This window comes from Zoogloea sp. GW822-FHT05C07 (assembly GCF_058800215.1).
On record NZ_CM179510.1, the window covers coordinates 3,354,160 to 3,369,165 of the forward strand.

The 15,006-nt window shown below is 68.0% G+C and carries 13 protein-coding genes; 11 read left to right on the top strand and 2 right to left on the bottom strand.

The genetic code is table 11. The features are described 5' to 3' along the window. Window positions 1–12: 12 nt before the first annotated feature. Window positions 13–1,107, bottom strand: coding sequence for a PA0069 family radical SAM protein (locus AC3QL2_RS15615; RefSeq protein WP_493231378.1), 1,095 nt, complete (start codon window positions 1,105–1,107; stop codon window positions 13–15). Between the two features lie 137 nt (window positions 1,108–1,244). Between AC3QL2_RS15615 and AC3QL2_RS15620 the strand changes: the two genes are divergently transcribed. The 7 genes from AC3QL2_RS15620 (at window position 1,245) to AC3QL2_RS15650 (ending at window position 8,777) form a co-directional block, all read left to right on the top strand. Beyond that, window positions 1,245–2,786: a DUF4118 domain-containing protein gene (locus AC3QL2_RS15620; RefSeq protein WP_493231379.1), complete on the top strand. Its 1,542-nt coding sequence runs from the start codon at window positions 1,245–1,247 to the stop codon at window positions 2,784–2,786. Beyond that, on the top strand, window positions 2,783–3,469 hold the full coding sequence (locus AC3QL2_RS15625; protein WP_493231381.1) for a response regulator: 687 nt from the start codon (window positions 2,783–2,785) through the stop codon (window positions 3,467–3,469). The genes AC3QL2_RS15620 and AC3QL2_RS15625 overlap by 4 nt, the downstream gene beginning before the upstream one ends. Before the next feature lie 38 nt (window positions 3,470–3,507). Then, window positions 3,508–5,382, top strand: a complete 1,875-nt coding sequence (locus AC3QL2_RS15630; RefSeq protein WP_493231382.1) for a potassium transporter Kup — start codon at window positions 3,508–3,510, stop codon at window positions 5,380–5,382. Window positions 5,383–5,455: 73 nt separating this feature from the next. Continuing rightward, window positions 5,456–6,538, top strand: coding sequence for a 3-deoxy-7-phosphoheptulonate synthase AroG (gene aroG, locus AC3QL2_RS15635; protein ID WP_493231383.1), 1,083 nt, complete (start codon window positions 5,456–5,458; stop codon window positions 6,536–6,538). A 255-nt stretch (window positions 6,539–6,793) separates the two neighbouring features. Beyond that, window positions 6,794–7,351, top strand: coding sequence for a hypothetical protein (locus AC3QL2_RS15640; protein WP_493231385.1), 558 nt, complete (start codon window positions 6,794–6,796; stop codon window positions 7,349–7,351). Between the two features lie 51 nt (window positions 7,352–7,402). Continuing rightward, window positions 7,403–8,146: a PEP-CTERM sorting domain-containing protein gene (locus tag AC3QL2_RS15645; protein ID WP_493231386.1), complete on the top strand. Its 744-nt coding sequence runs from the start codon at window positions 7,403–7,405 to the stop codon at window positions 8,144–8,146. Between the two features lie 28 nt (window positions 8,147–8,174). Next, window positions 8,175–8,777 (top strand): phage tail protein, encoded by a 603-nt coding sequence (locus AC3QL2_RS15650; protein WP_493231388.1) that lies wholly within the window; start codon window positions 8,175–8,177, stop codon window positions 8,775–8,777. A gap of 65 nt (window positions 8,778–8,842) precedes the next feature. Here the strand turns inward: AC3QL2_RS15650 and AC3QL2_RS15655 are convergent, their stop codons facing one another. Then, on the bottom strand, window positions 8,843–9,820 hold the full coding sequence (locus AC3QL2_RS15655; protein WP_493231390.1) for a helix-turn-helix domain-containing protein: 978 nt from the start codon (window positions 9,818–9,820) through the stop codon (window positions 8,843–8,845). Window positions 9,821–10,146: 326 nt separating this feature from the next. Between AC3QL2_RS15655 and eat the strand changes: the two genes are divergently transcribed. From eat to AC3QL2_RS15675, 4 genes are all read left to right on the top strand, one after another. Continuing rightward, window positions 10,147–11,535, top strand: a complete 1,389-nt coding sequence (gene eat, locus AC3QL2_RS15660; RefSeq protein ID WP_493231391.1) for an ethanolamine permease — start codon at window positions 10,147–10,149, stop codon at window positions 11,533–11,535. Between the two features lie 24 nt (window positions 11,536–11,559). Further along, the gene (locus AC3QL2_RS15665) at window positions 11,560–12,942 is read left to right on the top strand and encodes an ethanolamine ammonia-lyase subunit EutB (RefSeq protein ID WP_493231393.1); all 1,383 of its coding nucleotides are present in this window, start codon (window positions 11,560–11,562) and stop codon (window positions 12,940–12,942) included. 15 nt (window positions 12,943–12,957) lie between these two features. Beyond that, window positions 12,958–13,770, top strand: coding sequence for an ethanolamine ammonia-lyase subunit EutC (gene eutC, locus AC3QL2_RS15670; RefSeq protein WP_493231395.1), 813 nt, complete (start codon window positions 12,958–12,960; stop codon window positions 13,768–13,770). A gap of 81 nt (window positions 13,771–13,851) precedes the next feature. Beyond that, a complete protein-coding gene (locus AC3QL2_RS15675; RefSeq protein WP_493231396.1) occupies window positions 13,852–14,712 on the top strand; it encodes a TorF family putative porin in 861 nt (286 codons plus the stop codon). The last annotated feature ends 294 nt before the right edge of the window (window positions 14,713–15,006 follow it).

Sequence of the window (15,006 nt, forward strand, 5' to 3'; positions counted from 1 at the left end):
TTCTTCTCCCTTTCAGAAAAGCTGTAACTGCCGGTCGTCGCCAGGCCTTGCCGGCGGGCGGAAGGCCGCCGTGTTGAGGCGCCGCCGCGAACGGTTGAGCCCGAGCCGCTCGGCCAGCCGCTGCAGACGCTGGCTGTACAGATCGGCGAACACCCCCTCACCGCGCATGCGGTGGCCGAAGCGATTGTCGTACAGCTCGCCGCCGCGCAACTGGCGTAGCAGGCTCATCACATGCCGGGCCCGGTCGGGGAAATGGCTGTCCAGCCAGTCGGCGAACAGATCCTTCAATTCGTAGGGAAGACGCAGCAACGCGTAGCCGGCAGTATCGCCGCCGGCTGCGTGGGCCGCTTCGAGCACCGCTTCCAGCTCATGGTCGTTGATGGCCGGGATCAGCGGCGCGAACAGCGTGCCGACCGGCACTCCCGCCGTGTGCAGGCGTTCCATCGCCGCCAGGCGCCGGGCCGGCGTCGGCGCGCGGGGTTCCAGCTTGCGGGCCAGGGCCGGGTCGAGGGTGGTGATCGAGAACATCACGTGCACCAGGTCGTCCTGCGCCATGTCGGCGAGCAGGTCCACGTCGCGCTCGATCAGCGCCGACTTGGTGACGATGGATACCGGGTGGCGCGTCTCGGCAAGGATTTCCAGCAACTGGCGGGTCAGGCCGAGGCGCCGCTCCACCGGCTGCCAGCCGTCGGTGTTGATGCCCAGCGCGATCGGCTGACAGCGGTAGCCGGGGGCGGCCAGCTCGCGGCGCAGTACGGCCGGCGCGTCGGGTTTCCAGGCGATCTTCGTCTCGAAATCCAGCCCCGGCGACAGGCCCAGGTAGGCGTGAGTCGGCCGCGCAAAGCAGTATGCACAGCCATGCTCGCAACCTTTGTAGGGATTGACCGACTGGTTGAAGGGCACATCCGGCGAGCTGTTGCGGGTGATCACCGACCTGGCCTGGTCGAGGATCAGCGTTGTCGCCGGGCCCTTGGGCGGTTCTACGGCATTGTCGGCAGCGTCAGCGGAGCCTTTCCAGCCGTCGTCGAAACCGTCGCGCCGCCAGGCGGCGAAGCGGTTGTCCGGGTTCAGGCGGCTGCCGCGTCCGCGGGGTGGAACAGGCTTCATTGGATATTTGTGTATAAAAATACAGTATATCCAATCCCTCCGACTTTGCCGATCAACGCGTTTACGCCTTTTTTATGTGGGCGGTGCAACAATTTGCATCGTCTTCCCCTCGGGCGTCCCGACCGGCGCCGTGCTTCATGCCCGTCCCCTTGACCCGCCTGCTGTTCGAATCGCAATCGGTGCGCTTCCGCTACCTGCTGGCCGTGCTTGCCTGCGTGCTGGCGCTGGGCGTGGCACTGCTGCTGCGCGACGTGCTCGATCTGGCCAACGCGGTGATGATCTTCCTGCTGGCCGTCGTGCTGGTGGCCAGCCGTCTCGGGCGCGGGCCGGCGGTGCTGGTGTCCCTCGCCAGCGTGGCGCTGTTCGATTTCTTCTTCGTGCCGCCGCGCTTCTCGTTGGCGATCAGCCACGGCCAGTACCTGGTGACCTTTCTGGTGATGCTGGCGGTGTCGCTGCTGATCGGCCAGCTGACCGCCGGCCAGCGCCGGCAGGCCTACGATGCGGGCCACCGGGAACGCATCACCCGCGCGCTATACGGCCTCGCCAAGCGCCTGGCCGGCGCCCGCCAGCCCGGTGAGGTGGATCGGGCCCTGCAGGACTTCATCGGCAAACAGCTGGGCGCCGATGCATGGTTGCTGCTGCCCGGCGCCGACAATGACCTGCAGGCGGAAAGCCTGGCGGCCGGCGCGCTCGGCACGCTGGACATGCAGATCGGCCGCATGGTGCTCGACAGCGGCCGCGTCATCGAGTCGGGGGCCTCCGAGCGGCCTGGCCGGCGCCGCCATTTCCTGCCCCTGGCCGGGGCTGGCGAGGTGTGCGGTGTGTTGATCGTTTCGCTGGCCGAGGACGCGATCGACGAGCTGCCGCTACTGGAAGCCCTCACCTCGCTGGCGGCGACCGCGGTGGAGCGCCTGCACTTCGTCGCCGCCGCCCAGTCGGCGCAACTGGAGGCGGAGTCCGAGCGGCTGCGCAGCTCGATCCTGTCGGCCCTGTCCCACGACGTGCGCACGCCGCTGACCGCGCTCTATGGCATGGCCGATTCCCTGACGATGCTGCGCCAGCCCTTGCCGGACGAGGCGCGCGAGCTGGCGGCGGGGATCCGCGACCAGGCCCTGCGCGTGAACGGCATGGTGGACAAGCTGCTCGACATGGCCCGCCTGCAGAGCGGCCGCCTCAGCCTGCGCAAGGAATGGCAGTCCATCGAGGAGGTGGTCGGCTCCAGCCTGCAGCTGCTGGGCCCGGCGATGGCCCGCCATCCGGTGCGCACCAGCGGCCTCGGTGAGCTGCCGCTGGTGCAGTTCGACGCGGTGCTGCTGGAGCGGGTCTTCTGCAACTTGTTCGAGAACGCCGCCAAGTACGCACCGCCGGATACGCCGGTTCATGTCAGCGCCCGCGCCGGTGCCGAGCTGCTCGAAGTGCAGGTGAGGAGCGGCGGCGCCGGTTTTCCGCCGGACCGCCTGGAGCAGGTCTTCGAGCTGTTCGAGCGTGGCGGCTGCGAAGGGCCGGTGACGGGCATGGGGATCGGCCTGGCTATCTGCCGCAGCATCGTCGAGGTTCATGGCGGCACCATCCGCGCCTTCAATCCACCCGAAGGGGGCGGTTGCGTGGCCTTCACGCTGCCCCTCGGTCTGCCGCCGGCCATCGATGTCGAGGCGCTGGAATCCGGAGTGTTGCCATGAACGGCCCGCAGATCCTGGTCGTCGAGGACGAACGCCAGATCCGCCGCGTCGTGCGCTCGGCGCTGGAGTCCGAAGGTTGCCGCGTGCAGGAGGCCGACAGCTGCCGCCAGGCGCTGGTCGAGGCGGGCCACTGCCGGCCCGACCTGGTGATCCTCGACCTGGGTTTGCCGGACGCCGATGGCGCCCACTTCGTGCAGGACTTCCGCCGCTGGTCGTCGGCGCCGGTGCTGGTGCTGTCGGCCCGTTCCACCGAGCACGACAAGATCGACGTACTCGACGCCGGCGCCGACGACTACCTCACCAAGCCCTTCTCCATCGGCGAACTGCAGGCCCGCGTGCGGGCGCTGCTGCGGCGTGGGCGCGCCAATGCCGACACCGAGGTGGCGCAGGTGGCTTTCGGCGACGTGGAGGTGGATTTCTCCCGGCGCCTGGTCAGCCGCAACGGCGAGGCGGTCAAGCTGACGCCCATCGAATACCGCCTGCTCGCCGTGCTGATCGCCCACGCCGGCCAGGTGATGACCCATCGCCAGCTGCTGCGCGAAGTGTGGGGCACGGCCTCCAGCGACAGTAACCATTACCTGCGAATCTATGTCGGGCACCTGCGCCACAAGCTGGAGAGCGATCCGGCGCAGCCCCGTCACTTTCTGACCGAAACTGGAGTGGGCTACCGCTTCCAGCTCTGAAACCCCCAGCCATCGCATCAGTCCTTCCGGAGTCCTGCATGAGCCAATCCGACAATCATTCCCGTTCCGGCCTGGTCGGCCTCGCCCTCGCCGCACTGGGCGTGGTCTATGGCGACATCGGCACCAGCCCGCTGTACGCCTTCAAGGAAGCCTTCACCGGCCCCCACGGCATCGACCCCTCCGAGGTCAATGTGCTGGCTGCGCTGTCGGCCTTTTTCTGGGCCGGCCTGCTGATCGTCTCGATCAAGTATGTGTGGGTCGTGCTGCGCTTCGACAACGAAGGGGAGGGCGGCGTGCTGGCCCTCACCGCGCTGGCCCAGCGGGCCTCCCACCGGCCGCGCTGGGCACTCGCCGCGGTGGGCGCCGGCATCTTCGCCGCCGCGCTGTTCTACGGCGACGCGATCATCACCCCGGCCATCTCGGTGCTGTCGGCGGTGGAAGGCATCAGCGTCGCCACGCCGCAGTTCGAGCACTACGTGGTGCCGATCACCGTCGGCATCCTGGTCGGCCTGTTCATGATCCAGAAGCATGGCACCGGCCGGGTCGGGCAGTTCTTCGGGCCGATCACCGTGGTGTGGTTCCTGGCCCTCGGCGCGCTGGGCGTCGGCAGCATCCTGCAGACACCGGAGGTGCTGCGCGCCCTCGATCCGCGCTATGCCATCCAGTTCGCCATCGAACGGCCGCACACCGCCTTCATCCTGCTGTCGGCGGTGTTCCTGTCGCTGACCGGCGGCGAGGCCTTGTACGCCGACATGGGCCACTTCGGCGCGCGGCCGGTGCGCCTCGCCTGGTATGGCCTGGTGTGGCCATCGCTGGTGCTCAACTATTTCGGTCAGGGCGCGCTGGTGCTGCGCTCGCCGGTGGCCATCGAGAACCCCTTCTACCTGCTCGCGCCGGACTGGTTCCTGCTGCCGCTGGTGGGCCTCGCCACCCTCGCCACGGTGATCGCCTCCCAGGCCACCATCACCGGCGCCTTTTCCATGACCCTGCAGGCCGGCCGCCTCGGCTACCTGCCGCGCCTGCGCATCCTGCACACCTCCGACACCGAGAAGGGCCAGATCTACATCCCCAGCGTCAATTGGCTGATGCTGGTGGCGGTCATCGTGCTGGTGCTGCAGTTCCGCTCCTCCGGCGCGCTGGCGGCGGCCTACGGCATCGCCGTGTCGGGCACGATGATCATCACCACGCTGCTCACCGCCTTCATCCTGCTTACCGCCGAAGGCCGCCGCCGCGTTGGTCTGCTGGCCGCGCTGGCGCTGTTCTGCGCGCTGGAGCTGCTGTTCTTCAGCTCCAACCTCACCAAGCTCGGCGAAGGCGGCTGGCTGCCGATGGCCCTCGGCGCGGCGATCTTCCTGCTTCTCACCACCTGGAAGGAGGGCAGCCTGCTGCTCGCCAACCAGCGCTGCAAGATCGACGTGCCGATGGCCGGCTTCGTGCGCGGCCCGCTGCCCGACGTGCCGCGGGTGTTCGGCACCGCCGTGTACCTCACATCCGAGCCGAGCCTGGTGCCCAGCGCGTTGTTCCACAACCTCAAGCACTACAAGGTGATGCACGAGCGCATCATCTTTCTGCACGTGGTGAATGAAGGCATTCCGCGGGTGGACGACGTCGAGCGGGTGACGGTCACCCAGCTGGCACCCGGCCTCTACAGCGTCGATGCGCGCTTTGGCTTCCGCGAGGAGCCCGACCTGCCGGCTGCGCTGGCCCTCGCCGCCAAGTTCGGCCTCGAACTGGAGGAGATGACCACCACCTACTTCGTTGCCCGCGCCCGCATCGTCGACGGTCCGGGTGGCTTGCCCGCCTGGCGTTGCGGACTGTTCGCCTGGATGATGCGCCAGTCGGAAGGCGCGGCCAGCTACTTCAAGCTGCCGGCCAACCAGGTGGTGGAACTGGGTACCCAGGTCATGCTGTAAGGCTGCCATGGCTTCCGGGCGGGTGCATCGGCTAGAATCGACGGTTCATATCAAGCAGCCGACAGGATTCACCATGCATTCCGCCTCGAAAGCCCCCATCGACGACGTCCGGATCAAGGAGATCAAGGAACTCGCCCCGCCCGCCCACGTGCTGCGGGAATTTCCCGCTTCGCAGAAGGCTGCGGAAACGGCCTTCGAGGCACGCAGCGCGATCCACCGCATTTTGTTCGGCGCCGACGACCGCCTGCTGGTCGTCATCGGCCCCTGTTCGATCCACGACACCACCGCGGCGATGGAATATGCCCACCGCCTGCAGGCCGAGGCCGAGCGCCTCAAGAACGACCTGCTGGTGGTGATGCGCGTCTATTTCGAGAAGCCGCGCACCACCGTGGGCTGGAAGGGCCTCATCAACGACCCGCAGCTCGACGGCAGCTTCCGCATCAACGACGGCCTGCGCATCGCCCGCAAGCTGCTGTCCGACGTGAACGACCTGGGCCTGCCCGCCGCCACCGAGTTCCTCGACATGATCACGCCGCAATACGTGGCCGACCTCATCGCCTGGGGCGCCATCGGCGCGCGCACCACCGAGAGCCAGGTGCACCGCGAACTGGCGTCCGGCCTGTCCTGCCCGGTGGGCTTCAAGAACGGCACCGACGGCAACATCCGCATCGCCGTGGATGCCATCAAGGCCGCCCAGTCGCCGCACCATTTCCTGTCCGTCACCAAGGCCGGCCATTCCGCCATCGTCAGCACCAGCGGCAATGAGGACTGCCACCTGATCCTGCGCGGCGGCAAGGGTCCCAACTACGACGCCGCCAGTGTCGACGCCGCCTGCAAGGAACTCGCCGCCTCCGGCGTCACCGGCAAGCTGATGATCGACTTCTCCCACGCCAACAGCAGCAAGCAGCACAAGCGCCAGGTGGACGTGGCCCGCGACGTGGGCGGCCAGATGGCCGCCGGCGACGACCGCATCATCGGCGTGATGGTCGAGTCCCACCTCAAGGAAGGTCGCCAGGACCTCAAGCCCGGCGTCGAGCTGGAATACGGCAAGAGCATCACCGACGCCTGCATCGGCTGGGAAGACAGTCTCACCGTGCTCGACGTGCTGGCCGAGGCCGTGCGCCAGCGTCGCGTGCAGCGCGCCGTGCCGGAATAAGTCCTGTTCTGCCCGCATTTCCCGACGGCGCCGCGAGGCGCCGTTTCTTTTTGCATGCCGCACTCCATGTCGGGAATCTTTACACCGCCTGGGCACCGCCTCCGCAGGACTGTCGGCACAGCGCATTTAGGTCTTAGGAATCAAGCAATTAAAATTCACTACCCGGATTGGTAGGTTAATTGCTAAACCTCTCGCAGACGACGGTCCGCATCGAAACCGGCCGCTGGCCCGGCCTTTCTCGCGAGTGTGAATGCCGTGCGCTTCCTGCTGCTGTTCATCGCGTTGTTGCTGGCTTCGTCCCTGTCCGGGTGCGGTGGCGGTACGTCGCCCGATCAGCGCGACAGCGAGCAGGCCCTCCGCAAGGTGGCCGTCGCCGACATGCCGGCCCTGGCCGACTGCCTCGGGCGCATCAGCCAGTACCTCAATGCCCCGGGCGGCCAGGAACAACTGGGCATCTCCTGCGCGGTGGGCACCTATGCAGGCCGCAGCACCGGCGGCTACGACTGTGCCCTCAAGGTGGACGTGGAGCCGGCCGAGCTGCGCCTCACCATCCAGGACCGCGAAATCTCCATCCCCCTCGGCGGCGCCGCCTACAGCGCCGACGGCCGCCCGCTCATCAACGTGGAAGACGCCAGCCTGCCCGGCCAGCCCGGCTTTCAGGCGGTGCGCTACGTGGCTGGCAGCGCGGATGACGCGTTCACCGAAACCCTGACCTTGCGGCTCGGCAATGGCACGCCGCGCCTGCCGTCGATGATTTACCAAAGTGTGAGGAGCAACAAAGCCCAGACCACCGTGTGCAATTTCGGTCGCTGACGGCCGATCCCCGTTTGCGGTCTCCAATCAGAATCCTGCTCGGGAGTGAACATGCATCCGAAATCTCCAGCTTCATGCCTGTCCCTTGCATTGCGCGGCGTGGCCCTTGCCATGGCCGTTGGCATCAGTGCCCCGGCGCTTGCCGCGCTGGCCACTTACCAGGCCCAGGGCAACTTCAACGCTGCCATCGCCGGCCTCACCGCCACCACCACCAACTTCGACGGCCTCGCGCCGGGCACCAGTTACCCGCCGGGCAGCGGGCCGGCCGGGTCCGGCTTCACCGTCGGCCTGACCGCCGGCAGCGTCAGTTCCGGTTTCAACCTGCCGACCGTCGGCAGCACTTTCTGGACCACCTCCGGTACCAATTACCTTGGCCTCGACAACCCGGACACCGCCTTCGAGTCCGGCGACGAGCTGGTCTTCAGCTTCCTGTCGCCGGTGCGTGGCTTCGGCCTCTACGTGGTGGGGGGCCGAGACCTGCTGGACATCCAGGCCGGTGCCGTCACCCTCACCGTCAATGGCACGAGCCTGGCCATCTCGTCCATCGACTATCTCGCCAGCGGCAATGGCGACTACGCCTTCTACCTCGGCTTCGTCACCACCGACGGCAGCACCTTCAACAGCGCCACGCTGACTGTCGGCGACGGCAGCGGCGTCATCCCGGTGACGGTGGACGACATCACGCTTGCGCGCACGCGCAGTGGCGGCAACACCGTGCCCGAGCCGGGCACCCTGCTGCTGGTGGCCACGGCGATCGGTGCCGCGTCGCTGCGCGCGCATACCTCCCGTTCTTGATCTGCGAACCCGAACCAAGGAGCCCATCATGAAGACCCTGACCCACCGTCTCCTCGTCACCGCCACCCTTGCCACCCTGGGCGGCTTCGCCACCGGCGCCTCGGCCCAGGCGGAGCCCTTCATTGGCCAGATCATGTGCGCCGGCTTCAACTTCGCGCCGCAGGGCTGGGCCGAGCTGAATGGCCAGCTGCTGTCCATTTCCCAGAACACGGCGCTGTTCTCTCTGCTCGGCACCACCTATGGCGGTGATGGCCGCGTCACCTTTGCGCTGCCCGACATGCGGGGCCGTGTGCTGATACATGCCGGCCAGGGGCCCGGCCTCAGCAACCGGGACCAGGGAGAGGTCGCCGGCACGGAAAACCAGACCCTTATCGTGTCGAACCTGCCTCCGCACACTCACCAGGTGGCACCGCTGGGCAGCGGTTCCGACGCCACCGCGGTGTCGCCGGCCGGCGCGATGCCGGCTTCCAAGGCGCGCACCACGCTGTACACCACCAACGGCCCGGCGCTGCCGATGGCCGCCACCACTTCCAGTGCGACCGGCAGCGGCACCCCGTTCAACAATATGCAGCCCTACCTTGTGGTGAAGTGTTTCATGGCTCTGCAGGGCATCTTCCCTTCACGGCCCTGAGGCCTTCAGAGGCATTTCCGCAGTCCGGACGGCGCCGCATGGCGCCGTTTCTTATTGGACGGTGCTCAGCCCTGGCGGGCGGATTCGGACGGCAATTCGCCGAACATCCGCTTGTAGTCCCGTGCGAACTGACTCATGTGGGTGAAACCCCAGTCGTATGCAACGCTCGATATCGGCCGGCGGCCCTCGCCGTAGCGCAGCTCCCGCCGCACCTCGTTGAGGCGCAGGCTGCGCATGTAGGCCAGCGGCGGCAGGCCGGTGATGTCCTCGACGCAGTTCTGCAGCGCCCGCCGGCTGACGTGCAGATGGGCGCACAGGTCCGGGATCGCCGGCGGCTGCTCGGGGTGGTCGAGGACGAAGCGGCGCAGCTTGTCCACCAGCTGCTGGTGCTGCAGGCGCGTACGGCTCGCTGCGGCCGGCTGGCTGTGCTGGCCGGTGAGCATCGCCGCCAGCGCGTCGAAGATGCGCAGCTGCAGTTCCTCAGCGGTATAGCCCGGGCTGGCCACCGGCCCCTCCGCGTCGGCGAGGATGCCCGCCAGCGTCGCGCACAGGGCCTCCTTGTGGCCGGGGGCCAGGTTGCGCACGTCGCCCTGTTGCAGCAGGCGGTCCAGATCCTGATGGGCGGTGTTCTCCAGGTAGTCGGCAAAGGCCAGCCGATCCACCACGATGCCGAACAGGTCGAAATCCGGCGCGGTGATCAGGTCGAACTCGGCGCCACCGTCGCGCACGCACACCGCCTGCGACGCCAGCGCCTTGCCGCCCATCGCCATCATGCCGTCGCGTGCCGCCGGAATGCCGAACCACACCGAGCTTGGCCACGCGGCGCAGGTCTGGCGCAGCTGGCGGTTGGCGCTCTCCACAAAGACCTGGGTCTTGGGCAGCCACAGCTCCGTCACGCTGCCCTCGAAGTGGCCCGGCGACAGCTGGTCGTAGCGCTGGTCCCACTGGGACAGGTTGTGGGCCTGTTCGTCCGCATCCCGCGCGCGGGTCACGCGGCGCAGGGGGCGGAGCCGGGCGGACGGGGGCGGGAGGAGGCTGTTCATGGAGGTGTCCTGCGGATGAGTCATGGCAAGCGCGAAGCAAGCCGCGTACCGCTGGCACTCTACTTGCCGGAAGGGCTTGCCGCTGCGGGCGTCGGGCAGGGCAGGGCGCGCCGCTGCCAGGGTGCCGCGGCGCGCGGAAAGCCCGCGCCAGCCACCCTCTTGGTGCATTGCGGCAGGGGTCGGCACAGGGCTGGTGCGCGTTTTGGGCGGTGTGTTGCAGGCTGATTGCAGTCGTGCCGAATCTTGCTATTGCGGTGCTGAAACTTGCTACGTGCCACCCCGCCCGCTGATCCACGATTCACCCATCGATCCCTTAGGAGTGAATCATGAGCGCAACAAAGCAGTCCTCTCCCGCGCTGGCGGCGACCCTTGGCACCTGGCAGCTGTGGGGCATCGCCGTCGGGCTGGTCATCTCCGGCGAGTACTTCGGCTGGAGCTTCGGCTGGGCCTCGGCCGGCACCCTCGGCTTCCTGGTCACCACCATCATGGTGGCCATCATGTACGGCACCTTCATCTTCAGCTTCACCGAGCTGACCGCCAGCATCCCCCACGCCGGCGGCCCCTTCGCCTACAGCTACCACGCCTTCGGCCCCACCGGCGGCTACCTGGCCGGCATGGCCACGCTGATCGAGTTCGTGTTTGCGCCGCCGGCCATCGCGCTGGCCATCGGCGCCTACCTCAACGTGCAGTTCCCGTCCCTCGACCCGAAGATCGCGGCGACCGGCGCCTATATTGTCTTCATGGGCCTCAACATCGTCGGCGTGACCATCGCCGCCACCTTCGAGCTGTTCGTCACGCTGCTCGCCATCTTCGAGCTGCTGGTCTTCATGGGTGTGGTGGCGCCGGGCTTCTCGATGGACAACTTCGCCAAGGGCGGCTGGAGCGGCGCGGACAGCTTCTCCATGGCGGCGATCCCCGGCATCTTCGCGGCGATCCCCTTCGCGATCTGGTTCTTCCTCGCCATCGAAGGCGTGGCCATGGCCGCCGAAGAAGCCAAGGACCCCAAGCGCTCCATCCCCATCGCCTACACCGGCGGCATCCTGACCCTGGTGGTGCTGGCGGTCAGCGTGATGGTGTTTGCCGGCGGCGTGGGCGACTGGACCAAGCTCGCCAACATCAACGACCCGCTGCCCCAGGCCATGAAGACCATGGTCGGCGAATCCAGCGGCTGGCTGCACATGCTGGTGTGGCTGGGCCTGTTCGGGCTGGTGGCTTCCTTCCACGGCATCATCCTCGGCTACTCCCGCCAGATCTACGCCCAGGCCCGCTCCGGCTACCTGCCGGGCTGGTTCGGCAAGGTCCATCCGCGCTTCAAGACCCCGCACCGGGCCATCATCGCCGGCGGCGTGGTCGGCATCGCGGCGATCTTCAGCGACGAATGGCTGTCCTTCGGCGGCCAGAGCCTCACCGCCAACATTGTCACCATGTCGGTCTTCGGCGCCCTGCTGATGTACGCCCTCAGCATGGCCGCGCTGTTCAAGCTGCGCGCCACCGAGCCGCGCCTGGCCCGGCCCTACAAGGCCCCGTTCTACCCGCTGTTCCCGGCCATCGCGCTGGCCGGCGCGCTGATCTGCCTGGCCACGGTGGCCTGGTTCAACCCGCTCCTGGCCGGTGTTTTCGTGCTGATCCTGGCCCTCGGCTACGGTTACTTCCAGCTCACCCACAAGCAGCGCGAAGCGGCCCCCATCGCGGCGCTGGCCGCCGAGGCCGAGTAAGGCGCACGCCCGGAGTTTTAGACCATGAGCTACACCTGCACCCTCGGCCTGCGCCGCTACGCCTTCGGCGACCTGAAGAACCTGCTCGCCAAGGCCAGCCCGGCGCGCTCCGGCGACATGCTCGCCGGCGTGGCGGCGGCCTCGGAAGAGGAGCGCATGGCGGCCCGCATCGCGCTGGCCGACGTGCCCCTCGCCCGCTTCCTGCAGGAAGCCGTGGTGCCCTACGAGGAGGATGAAGTCACCCGCCTCATCCTCGACGAGCATGACGTGGAGGCCTTTGCGCCGGTGGCGGGCCTCACCGTCGGCGAACTGCGCGACTGGCTGCTCTCCGATGCCGCCGACGCGGACAGCCTGCAGGCCCTCGCACCGGGCCTGACGCCCGAGATGGTCGCCGCGGTGAGCAAGCTGATGCGCAACCAGGACTTGATCCTGGTGGCCGCCAAGTGCCGAGTGGTGACGCGCTTCCGCAACACCCTCGGGCTGCCCGGCCGGCTGGCGGTGCGCCTGCAGCCCAACCACCCGACCGACGATCCGAAGGGCATTGCCGCCTCCATGCTCGATGGCCTGCTCTACGGCGTCGGTGACGCGGTGATCGGCATCAACCCGGCCACCGACAGCCTGCCGGCGATCACCACGCTGCTGCGCCTGATCGACGAGTTCCGCGAGCAGTACGACGTGCCGACCCAGAGCTGCGTGCTGACCCACGTTACCAACACCCTCCGCGCCATCGACAAGGGCGCCCCGGTGGACCTGGTGTTCCAGTCCATCGGCGGCACCGAGGCGGTGAACCGCAGCTTCGGCGTGACCGCCGCGCTGCTCGACGAGGCCAACACCGCGGCTCGCCAGCTTGGCCGCGGCAGCGTCGGCAACAACGTGATGTACTTCGAGACCGGGCAGGGCAGCGCCCTGTCGGCCAACGCCCACCACGGCGCCGACCAGCAGACCCTCGAAGCCCGCGCCTACGGGCTGGCGCGGCGCTACCAGCCGCTGCTGGTGAACACCGTGGTCGGCTTCATCGGCCCGGAATACCTCTACGACGGCAAGCAGATCATCCGCGCCGGGCTGGAGGACCACTTCTGCGGCAAGCTGCTCGGCCTGCCGATGGGCTGCGACATCTGCTACACCAACCATGCCGAGGCCGACCAGGACGACATGGACACCCTACTGACCCTGCTCGGCGTGGCCGGCATCAACTTCATCATCGGCGTGCCGGGGGCCGACGACATCATGCTCAACTACCAGAGCACGTCCTTCCACGACGCCCTCTACCTGCGCCGCGTGCTCGACCGCCGCCGCGCGCCGGAATTCGAGGACTGGCTGGAACGCATGGGCATCGCCGACTACCGCGGCGAGCTGCTGCCCCAGGGCGACACCCAACCGCTGCTGGCCCTGGCCGGCCGTCTGTAAGGAGGAGGGCGCATCATGAGCAAACCCGCCATCGTCACCCCCGACCCCTGGCTGCGCCTGCAAAGCCTCACCCGTGCGCGGGTCGCCCTCGGGCGCAGCGGCGTCAGCCTGCCGACCCGCGAGGTGCTGCGCTTCGGCACCGCCCACGCCCAGGCCCGCGACGCGGTGCATCAGGCGCTGGACGTGCCGGCCCTGCAGGGCGAACTGCACGAGGCCGGCTTCAACACCCTCGCCGTGCACAGCCAGGCGGCCGACCGCAGCGTGTATCTGCGCCGCCCCGACTGGGGCCGCCGCCTCGCGCCGGACAGCGCGGACATGCTGGCGCAGCAGGCGCCGGGCATGTGGTCGGCGGCGCCCAAGCTGGCCATCGTGGTGGCCGACGGGCTGTCGTCATTGGCCACCCGCAGCCACGCACAGCTCTTGCTGGAAGCGCTGTTGCCGTACTTTCCCGACCTGCGGACCCTGCCGGTGGTGGTGGCGACGCAGGCCCGCGTCGCACTCGGCGACGAGATCGGCCACATCCTCGGCGCCGAACAGCTGGTGATGATGATCGGCGAGCGGCCGGGTCTGTCGTCGCCGGACAGCCTCGGTCTCTACCTCACCGCCCATCCGCGCCCCGGCCTTACCGACGCCAACCGCAACTGCATCTCCAACGTGCGGCCCGAAGGGCTGCCCTACGCGGAGGCCGCCCGCAAGCTGGCCTTCCTGATCGCCGGCGCGCGCCGCCTCGGCCGCAGCGGCGTGGACCTGAAGGATGACAGCGACAGCCACGCGCTGCTGGAAGGCGACGCCGACCTGCCCGCGCTGGAGACAACTCCGCCCGCCTGAACGCCCGCGCGGCCCGCTGCCGGCGCCGCGCCCAAACCCGTTTCGTCTTACCCCCTATTGATTCACTTCAAGGAGATCGTCATGCCCGCAGCAACCCATCGCGCCCTGCGCACTGCGCTTCCCTTCGCCCTGGCGGGCGCCTGTCTGGCCACCGCGCTGCCCGCCGCGGCGGCCGACGGCGAATCCGCCTGGACCGTGCCGATCAGCGTCAGCTTCGTCAGCGACTACATCTTCCGCGGCCAGTCCCAGAGCTGGGGCAAGCCGGCCCTGCAGTTCAGCGTCGAGGCCGACCACGCCTCCGGCGCCTACGTCGGCTTCGCCGCCTCCAACGTGTCCGACCACTGGCTGCCCGGCGCTGCGGTGGAGATGGACTTCTACGGCGGCTTCCGCGGCAAGGTGACCGAGGCCGTCGGCTACGACGTCGGCCTGATCTACTACACCTACCCCGGCGCCAACTGGAGTGACTCGGCGTTTGCCGGCTACAACCGCTCCAACAGCCTCAACACCGCCGAAGCCTACGTGTCGGTGAGCTACGACTGGCTCAGCTTCAAGACCGGCCGCACCCTCACCGAATATTTCGGCTGGAGCACCAACAACTCCCCGGTGAACGGCGGCTTCTACGGCGACGCCAACGCCGGCGTCACCGGCAGCACGCGCGGCTCCTACTTCTACGAACTCAACGCCGCCCGCGACGTGGCCGAGGGCTGGAACCTCAGCGGCCAGATCGGCCGCCAGGTCATCGCCAACTCCACCGGCCTCGACATCAACTACTACAAGCTCGGCATCACCCGCAGCCTGCCCGACGGCTGGAGCGCCGGCGCCTTCTACTCCGCCTCCAGCGAGCCCAACGCCTACAAACACTTCCTCAGCCTGAGCGACACCACCTCGTACTCCGACATCGCCAAGAAAAAGTTCTTCATCAGCATCGCGAAGTCCTTCTAACAGGCGTGTGAGTTGAGCGTGCACGTGTGCACGCTCAACGTGCACCGGTGTGAGATCAACGTGCGCGGGTGCACGATCAACTCTGAGCGGTGCACGCTCAACATTGGCGCGTGCACGATGAACTACGGGCGGTGCACGTTGATCGTGCACCGGTGCACGATCAAGTACGGGTCGTGCACGTAGAGCGCGCAGCGCTGCAACATCAACATTGGGGCGCCGAAGGTCTTCTTCGGCGCCCCAATGTCCGTCCACGCACGGTCCCGGAGGAGCCCACTGTGGGCCATACAGGAATTT

Bases quoted from the DNA above. Each gene is read 5' to 3' on its own strand.
- AC3QL2_RS15675 (WP_493231396.1), top strand. From the start codon at position 13,852: ATGCCCGCAGCAACCCATCGCGCCCTGCGCACTGCGCTTCCCTTCGCC.
- AC3QL2_RS15630 (WP_493231382.1), top strand. From the start codon at position 3,508: ATGAGCCAATCCGACAATCATTCCCGTTCCGGCCTGGTCGGCCTCGCC.
- aroG (WP_493231383.1), top strand. From the start codon at position 5,456: ATGCATTCCGCCTCGAAAGCCCCCATCGACGACGTCCGGATCAAGGAG.
- eat (WP_493231391.1), top strand. From the start codon at position 10,147: ATGAGCGCAACAAAGCAGTCCTCTCCCGCGCTGGCGGCGACCCTTGGC.
- AC3QL2_RS15650 (WP_493231388.1), top strand. From the start codon at position 8,175: ATGAAGACCCTGACCCACCGTCTCCTCGTCACCGCCACCCTTGCCACC.
- AC3QL2_RS15645 (WP_493231386.1), top strand. From the start codon at position 7,403: ATGCATCCGAAATCTCCAGCTTCATGCCTGTCCCTTGCATTGCGCGGC.
- AC3QL2_RS15615 (WP_493231378.1), bottom strand. From the start codon at position 1,107: ATGAAGCCTGTTCCACCCCGCGGACGCGGCAGCCGCCTGAACCCGGAC.
- AC3QL2_RS15620 (WP_493231379.1), top strand. From the start codon at position 1,245: ATGCCCGTCCCCTTGACCCGCCTGCTGTTCGAATCGCAATCGGTGCGC.
- AC3QL2_RS15625 (WP_493231381.1), top strand. From the start codon at position 2,783: ATGAACGGCCCGCAGATCCTGGTCGTCGAGGACGAACGCCAGATCCGC.
- AC3QL2_RS15655 (WP_493231390.1), bottom strand. From the start codon at position 9,820: ATGAACAGCCTCCTCCCGCCCCCGTCCGCCCGGCTCCGCCCCCTGCGC.
- eutC (WP_493231395.1), top strand. From the start codon at position 12,958: ATGAGCAAACCCGCCATCGTCACCCCCGACCCCTGGCTGCGCCTGCAA.
- AC3QL2_RS15665 (WP_493231393.1), top strand. From the start codon at position 11,560: ATGAGCTACACCTGCACCCTCGGCCTGCGCCGCTACGCCTTCGGCGAC.